We start from the raw sequence: 7,654 nt of genomic DNA on the forward strand, positions 1-7,654 counted from the left end.
ATCCAATAGCTCACTACCGTCCGTCTGAGCGTGTCCGTCAACGTCTGTGAGCACTGCGGTCATTGAAACTGCGACAGCTCGGCATAAGAGTGAGCGCTCAGTTTTTACTCACCGCTCAGGTTCGAGGACGTCATGACCCAAGCTTTGATATTCGATGCGTTACGCACGCCCCGTGGCAAAGGCAAGGCCGATGGCGCCTTGCACAGTGTCAAACCGATCAATCTGGTGGCCGGGTTGCTGACGGCGCTGCAACAGCGCACCTCGCTCGATACCAGCCAGGTCGATGATGTCCTGCTGGGCTGCGTGACGCCCATTGGTGATCAAGGCTGCGATATCGCCAAGACCGCGACCCAGGTGGCGAATTGGGACGTCAGCGTCTCGGGTGTGCAGATCAACCGCTTTTGCGCATCGGGCCTTGAGGCGGTGAACCTCGGCGCGATGAAGGTGCGCTCCGGATTCGAAGACCTGGTGGTGGTCGGCGGTGTCGAGTCAATGTCCCGCGTGCCAATGGGCAGCGACGGCGGGGCCTGGGCGCTGGACCCGGAAACCAACCTGCATAGTCATTTCACCCCGCAGGGCGTAGGCGCTGATCTGATCGCCACCCTCGAAGGTTTCAGCCGCCAGGACGTCGATGCTTACGCGCTGTACTCGCAACAGAAAGCCGCACGGGCGCGGGCGAACGGTTCGTTCAACAAATCACTGGTGCCGGTGCAGGATCAGAACGGCATCATCCTGCTCGATCATGATGAGTTCATTCGGGCCGACTCCACCCTGGAAGGCTTGGGCAAGCTCAAGCCAAGCTTCGAGATGATGGGGCAAATGGGCTTCGACGCCACGGCGTTGCGCGTCTACAGCCATGTCGAACGGATCAATCACGTTCACACGCCGGGCAACAGCTCCGGGATCGTCGATGGCGCCGCGCTGATGCTGATCGGTTCCGAAGCCAAGGGCCGGGCGCTGGGCTTGCAGCCTCGGGCGCGGATCGTCGCCACGGCGGTCACCAGCACCGACCCGACCATCATGCTCACCGGCCCCGCGCCGGCCACTCGTAAAGCGCTGGCCAAGGCCGGCCTGCGGGTTGAGGACATCGACCTGTTCGAAGTCAATGAAGCGTTTGCCTCGGTGGTGCTCAAATTCATCAAGGACATGACCATCGACCCGGACAAGGTCAACGTCAACGGCGGTTCCATCGCCATGGGCCATCCGCTGGGCGCCACGGGGTGCGCGATTCTCGGCACGCTGCTCGATGAGCTGGAAGCCCGCCGCCTGCGCTATGGCCTCGCGACGCTGTGTGTCGGTGGCGGCATGGGCATTGCCACCATCATCGAACGCCTCTGAGCCCCGACTTTCAAGGAAACATGTTCATGACTGAAGCCATTCGTTACGAGAAGGGTCAGGACCATATCGTCGTCCTCACCATCGACATGCCAGGCCAGAGCGCAAACACCATGAACGCGGACTACCGCGAAGCCATGGCCGCCTGCGTCGCCCGTCTGGTCGCTGAAAAAGACAGTATTGCCGGGGTCATCATCACCTCGGCGAAAAAGACGTTCTTCGCCGGCGGCGACCTCAATGAACTGATCAAGGTCGGCAAAGCCGAAGCCAAGGCGTTCTACGACAGGGTGCTGACGCTCAAGGGTCAATTGCGCACCCTCGAAACCCTCGGCAAACCGGTGGTGGCCGCGATCAACGGAGCCGCATTGGGCGGCGGTTGGGAAATCTGCCTGGCGTGCCATCACCGCGTGGCGCTGGACAATCCGGCCGTACAACTCGGCTTGCCGGAAGTCACCCTTGGCCTGTTGCCGGGTGGCGGCGGGGTGGTGCGCATGGTGCGGATGCTGGGGATTGAAAAATCCTTGCCGTACCTGCTCGAAGGCAAAAAAATCCGACCACAACAGGCGTTGCAGGCCGGCTTGATTGACGAATTGGCGAAAAATCCTGACGAATTACTGAGCAAGGCCCGGGCATGGATTCTGGCCAATCCGACAGTGGTTCAGCGCTGGGACGTGAAAGGTTATCAGATCCCGGGCGGTACACCGTCCAGTCCGAAAGTCGCGCAAATGCTTGCCATCGCGCCGTCGATCCTGCGCAGCAAAACCCAAGGCTGCATGCCCGCGCCGGAGAAAATCCTCTGTGCGGTGGTTGAAGGTGCTCAGGTGGATTTCGACACCGCGCACTTGATCGAAACTCGCTACTTCACCGAATTGACCACCGGCCAAATCTCGAAAAACCTGATCGGCACGTTCTGGTTCCAGCTCAACGAAATCAATGCCGGCGGCTCGCGGCCCCAGGGTTTCGCCCCCTACTTGACGCAAAAAGTCGGGGTGCTCGGCGCCGGGATGATGGGCGCGGGCATCGCTTTTGTCAGCGCATCGGCGGGCATCGAGGTGGTGCTCAAGGACGTTACCCTGGCAGCAGCAGAAAAGGGCAAGGCCCATTCGGCAGCGCTGCTGGACAAGAAAGTCGCGCGCGGCCAAATGATTTCGCAGCAGCGTGAGGCTATCCTGGCGCGGATCCACACCACTGAAAGCGATGCGGACCTGGCCGGTTGCGACCTGATTATCGAGGCGGTATTCGAAGACCGCGAGCTTAAAGCCAGGGTCTCATCGGCTGCGCAAAAAGTCGTCGGCCCGGATGCCGTGATCGCCTCCAACACCTCGACCTTGCCGATCAGCGGCCTGGCCACAGCAGTACCGGATCAGAGCAAATTCATCGGCCTGCATTTCTTCAGCCCCGTGGAGAAAATGCCGTTGGTGGAAATCATCAAAGGCGCCCACACCAGCGGCGAAACCCTGGCCCGCGGGTTCGATTACGTCCTGCAAATCAAGAAAACCCCGATTGTGGTCAACGATAGTCGCGGTTTCTTTACTTCGCGGGTGTTCGGCACCTTCACCAACGAAGGCATCGCCATGCTCGGCGAAGGCATCAGTGCGGCGATGATCGAAACCGAAGCACGCAAGGCCGGTATGCCCATCGGGCCTTTGGCGATCTCTGACGAGGTTTCCCTCAGCCTCATGAGCCATATCCGCCAGCAAACGGCCAAAGACCTGCAAGCAGAAGGGAAACCGCTGATTGAGCACCCGGCGTTTGCCGTGATTGACTTGCTGCTCAACGAATTCAAACGGCCCGGGAAAGCGGCAGGAGGCGGTTTTTATGAATACCCGGCCGCCGGGCAGAAACATTTATGGCCGGAGCTGAAAAGCCGATTCGAGAAGCCTGACGGGCAGATTTCGCCAAAGGACGTGCGTGATCGCCTGCTGTTCGTGCAAGCCATCGAGACCGTGCGCTGTGTGGAGGAGGGCGTGTTGACATCGACGGCAGACGCCAACGTCGGCTCGATCTTCGGCATCGGTTTTGCGGCCTGGACCGGCGGTGCGTTGCAATTCATCAATCAGTACGGCGTGCAAGACTTCGTCGCCCGCGCCCAATACCTGTCCGCGCAGTATGGCGAGCGCTTCAACCCGCCGGCCTTGTTGCTGGAAAAAGCCGCTAAAGGGGAGGCGTTTTAAGGGACCGGTGACGCCTCGCGGGGCTTGCCTTGGAACGGTGTTTCGAGGCAGGCTCTGGGGTGTGCATTATTCCCATCACGTGTCAGGTATTTTTTATGTCGTTACGCATCTGCATTCTGGAAACCGACATCCTGCGTCCAGAATTGGTCGACCAATATCAGGGCTACGGGCAGATGTTCAAACACCTGTTTTCGCAGCAACCTATCGCGGCCGAGTTCACGGTCTATAACGTGATGCAGGGCGAATACCCAAGCGATGAGCTGACCTTCGACGCTTATCTGGTCACTGGCAGCAAGGCCGACTCTTTCGGCACCGACCCGTGGATCGAAACACTCAAGACCTACCTGCTGACCCGCTACGAGCGCGGCGACAAACTACTGGGCGTGTGTTTCGGCCATCAGTTGCTGGCGCTGTTGCTGGGCGGCAAAAGCGAACGTGCAACCCAAGGCTGGGGCGTCGGCACCCACCGCTACAAACTCGCGGCCAAGGCGCCGTGGATGAGCCCGGTCAGGGAAGAGTTGACCTTGTTGATCAGCCACCAGGATCAGGTGACCTCGCTACCGGAAAACGCCACGGTCATCGCTTCCAGCGATTTCTGCCCCTTCGCCGCTTACCACATCAACGATCAGGTGCTGTGCTTCCAGGGGCATCCGGAGTTTATTCACGATTATTCGCGCGCGCTGCTGGAGATCCGTCAACAGGCGCTGGGCGAGCAGATTTACTCCAAAGGCGTGGCCAGCCTTGAGCAGGAGCATCATGGCGCTACTGTTGCGGAGTGGATGATGCGGTTTGTGGCGCATAAGCCAGAAACGGTTTAAAGCAAAAACATGCAGGCTCGTCCCACTGAAGAACCCTTGTGGGAGCGAGCCTGCTCGCGATTGTCACAGGCGACTCGGTATTGACTAAAGCCACCCCGACCTCTTGAAACTCGCCCACAGCCCTGTACACCCCACCACAATAAACCCCAGCACCCCAAAGTACCCGTATTGCCACGCCAGCTCCGGCATGTTCTGGAAGTTCATCCCGTAAATTCCGGCCACCGCCGTCGGAAACGCCAAAATCGCCGCCCACGCCGCAAACTTGCGCTGCACCACGCTCTGGCGGGAAGCTTCCAACAGCACTCCAATCTCAATCGTCTGGCTGGCAATGTCGGCCAGGGTTGTCAGGTCTTCCATCTGCCGTGTCACGTGGATCTGCACGTCACGGAAGTACGGGCGCATGTTCTTGTCGATGAACGGGAAACTCAGCTTCTGCAGTTCCTCACCGATCTCCACCATCGGCGCCGCATAACGACGCAGACGCAAGACGTCACGGCGCAGGCCGTGAAGTTTCTGGATGTCATGTTCATTCAGCGTACCGCACAACAACACGTTGCGTTCCAGCTCATCGATCTCGGCATGGATCGCTTCGCCCMTCGGCTGGTAGTTTTCAATCACAAAATCGAGGAGCGCGTAGAGGACGAAATCTTCCCCATGCTCAAGTAACAGCGGACGCGCCTCACAACGCTGTCGGACATAGGCGTAAGACGCCGAGTGGCCATTTCGTGCGGTGATGATGTAACCGTTACCGGCAAAGATATGAGTCTCGATGAACTGCAATTTGCCTTCGTTGCGAATCGGCGAATACGTGACGATAAACAACGCATCGCCGAACGTTTCGAGCTTCGGTCGGCTGTGCTTTTCCAGGGCATCTTCGATGGCCAGTTCATGCAGGTTGAACTGGCGTTGCAGGTTGGCCAGTTCCTGGGCGTCCGGCTCTTCGAGGCCGATCCAGACAAAGTGGCCGGGTTTTGCGGCCCAAGCGGCGCCTTCGTCGAGGGTGATATTGGTGACTCTCTTACCGGCGCTGTAAACCGCAGCAGCAACAACTCTACCCATGATTCAGGTTCACTTCTTATTAGCAGATGGCAGTGGCAGGCAATCTTCAGCTTAGCCTTGTCTACTGCTTGAGAGTGAGCGAACTCTGCAGAGTTCGCAGGCAAGGCGGGTAATGCCGATCATTTACGCCATAACACGATCCGTAGCAGCTGGCGCAGCCTGCGTTCGGCTGCGYAGCAGTCGTGAAACGGACGATGCGGTGTTTCAGGATATCCACGTGTGCTGGATTTACGACTGCTACGCAGCCGAACGCAGGCTGCGCCAGCTGCTACAAAGTGCGGTTCGGCTTAACTGCCAGGCGGGTTTCTTTCTACGCGGCTTGCAGTTGCCGATCCATCGAAGCGATGCACTCGCGCATCTGCTCGCGGCACTGATCCATCAGCATGGGCATGTCGTCCAGGCTCAATCCCGCTGTCGGAATCGCCGGCAACGAACGAATCAGAATTTTCCCACTGCGCCAGCGGTTCAATCGCATGTGTTTGACGTAACTGCTGACACACACCGGCACGATCGGCACGCCGGCAGCAATTGCCATCTGGAACGCGCCTTTCTTGAACGGCAGCAATTCTTCGCCCAGGTTGCGCGTGCCTTCCGGAAAGACCCAGATCGAAGTGTCTTCATGCTGCAAGGTGTGCGTGGTGGTCAGCATCGACTGGCGCGCTTTTTGCGCATTGCCGCGGTCGATCAGCACGTTACCGGCCAGCCAGAACAGCTGCCCGAACAGCGGCACCCACTTAAGGCTTTTCTTGCCGATGCACACGGTGCGGCGGGGCACCACGTTGCCGAACACAAACAAGTCGTAGTTGGACTGGTGATTAGCGACGATCACGCAGCTCTCAGGCTTGTTCATCAATGGCGCGACATCGGTCTTCACCCGTAAACGCAGAATGCACATCGCCGGCCACGCATACAGACGTGCGCACAAACGGCTGTTGTCCGGGTTGAACGGGCGACACAGGCCCAGAATCACCCCAAGCACACCGGCCAGAATAAAGTGCAGGCCCATCAAGAACATACGAAACACAAACAGCATTTGCAGGCCCCACCGGGACAAAAGGTGGCGCAGTGTACGGATGTGCACTGTTTTCGGCAATTGCCACTAAAGAGGGGGGAACGGCGATGTTTGTGAGCATGTTTCTGACTTATTGGTCAGATGCGGCCTAGAGCGGTTGCAGACTTTTCAACGCAGCGCGTAAGAAAAAGCCCGACACGACGGTCGGGCTTTTCGGTGCGAGAAGTTTGGGCTTAACCCAAATGCTCCTGGTCCAGGATGATCGCGTTGTCCAGCGTCTCCAGAAACGCCTTGCGTACTTTCAGCTTAGTGTTCTTGTGCGCGGTCATATTGATCTTCTTCAACTGACGAGCCGCCGCCAGCGCTGCACCTTGCAACTCTTCGGCCGATACCACCACGTCGAGGAAGCCGGCATCCACAGCGCTCTGCGGGTTAAACATCTCGCCATTGATCACGGAGCGGTGGAACGCCGACTTGCGCAGACGATCACGTGCGATCTCGATACCGGCGTGGTGCATGGTCATGCCGATCTGCACTTCGTTCAGACCAATGCTGAACGGCCCATCGACACCAATACGGTAATCCGCCGACAACAGCAGGAACGCACCCTTGGCCACGGCATGCCCAGGGCACGCCACGATCACCGGGAACGGGTGCGACAACAGGCGACGGGCCAGGGTCGAACCGGCAGTGACCAACGCCACCGCTTCTTTAGGGCCGGACGTCATCACCTTCAAGTCATAACCACCCGACAGAATCCCGGGAGTCCCGGTAATGATCACCACCGCACGATCAGTCACCGCTTGATCCAGCGCAGCGTTAAACGCAGCAATCACGTCGGGCGAGATGGCATTGACCTTGCCATTGCTCAAGGTCAGGGTCGCGATACCGTCTTCGAGATGGTAGGAAATCAACTCACTCATGACGCTATTCCTTGTATGAAAGTTGGGGCAGACGTTACCCACCGAGACACGTCAGGTAAAGCGCTGTGACTGACCCGCCAGTCACCCTTTCCCTTCCCGGCAAGCGTGGCCCGCCACACCCGCTGCGCATTTCCCTCTATATAGTAGAGGGCGCGAAGCCGGAGATTGGCAGGTTTGCCATGGGCAGCAACACACCGGAATGACTAAAACGCTAAGCGCATGAAAATTCTGCAAAAAAAGTTTGCCATCGGAAAAGGTTTCGACTACATTAGCGCGCCTCGACAGACAGAACTTGTTTGACGAGATACGGTGAAGTGTCCGAGTGGCTTAAGG

General features: G+C 58.5%; 6 protein-coding genes. 3 read left to right on the forward strand and 3 right to left on the reverse strand.

Translation table 11 applies throughout. The features are described 5' to 3' along the window. Positions 1-132: 132 nt before the first annotated feature. The 3 genes from AC1DSG_RS24170 to AC1DSG_RS24180 all read left to right on the forward strand — a co-directional run bounded on the left by AC1DSG_RS24170 (position 133) and on the right by AC1DSG_RS24180 (position 4,327). On the forward strand, positions 133-1,338 hold the full coding sequence (locus AC1DSG_RS24170) for an acetyl-CoA C-acetyltransferase (protein WP_477793146.1): 1,206 nt from the start codon (positions 133-135) through the stop codon (positions 1,336-1,338). 26 nt (positions 1,339-1,364) lie between these two features. Further along, complete coding sequence (locus tag AC1DSG_RS24175) at positions 1,365-3,509, forward strand: 3-hydroxyacyl-CoA dehydrogenase NAD-binding domain-containing protein (protein ID WP_477793147.1); 2,145 nt, start codon at positions 1,365-1,367, stop codon at positions 3,507-3,509. Positions 3,510-3,604: 95 nt separating this feature from the next. Beyond that, positions 3,605-4,327, forward strand: a complete 723-nt coding sequence (locus AC1DSG_RS24180; RefSeq protein WP_477793148.1) for an amidotransferase — start codon at positions 3,605-3,607, stop codon at positions 4,325-4,327. A gap of 84 nt (positions 4,328-4,411) precedes the next feature. Here the strand turns inward: AC1DSG_RS24180 and AC1DSG_RS24185 are convergent, their stop codons facing one another. The 3 genes from AC1DSG_RS24185 to AC1DSG_RS24195 all read right to left on the reverse strand — a co-directional run bounded on the left by AC1DSG_RS24185 (position 4,412) and on the right by AC1DSG_RS24195 (position 7,321). After that, positions 4,412-5,386 (reverse strand): magnesium and cobalt transport protein CorA, encoded by a 975-nt coding sequence (locus AC1DSG_RS24185; RefSeq protein ID WP_477793149.1) that lies wholly within the window; start codon positions 5,384-5,386, stop codon positions 4,412-4,414. A 310-nt stretch (positions 5,387-5,696) separates the two neighbouring features. Then, on the reverse strand, positions 5,697-6,419 hold the full coding sequence (locus AC1DSG_RS24190; protein WP_477793150.1) for a lysophospholipid acyltransferase family protein: 723 nt from the start codon (positions 6,417-6,419) through the stop codon (positions 5,697-5,699). 212 nt (positions 6,420-6,631) lie between these two features. Beyond that, a complete protein-coding gene (locus AC1DSG_RS24195) occupies positions 6,632-7,321 on the reverse strand; it encodes a crotonase/enoyl-CoA hydratase family protein (protein WP_477793151.1) in 690 nt (229 codons plus the stop codon). Positions 7,322-7,654: the final 333 nt, after the last annotated feature.

The sequence above is a fragment of the Pseudomonas sp. P5_A12 genome (genome assembly GCF_056400685.1).

Excerpts from the sequence above, each read along its gene's own strand:
- AC1DSG_RS24170 (WP_477793146.1), top strand. The coding sequence starts at position 133 with ATGACCCAAGCTTTGATATTCGATGCGTTACGCACGCCCCGTGGCAAA.
- AC1DSG_RS24175 (WP_477793147.1), top strand. The coding sequence starts at position 1,365 with ATGACTGAAGCCATTCGTTACGAGAAGGGTCAGGACCATATCGTCGTC.
- AC1DSG_RS24180 (WP_477793148.1), top strand. The coding sequence starts at position 3,605 with ATGTCGTTACGCATCTGCATTCTGGAAACCGACATCCTGCGTCCAGAA.
- AC1DSG_RS24190 (WP_477793150.1), bottom strand. The coding sequence starts at position 6,419 with ATGCTGTTTGTGTTTCGTATGTTCTTGATGGGCCTGCACTTTATTCTG.
- AC1DSG_RS24195 (WP_477793151.1), bottom strand. The coding sequence starts at position 7,321 with ATGAGTGAGTTGATTTCCTACCATCTCGAAGACGGTATCGCGACCCTG.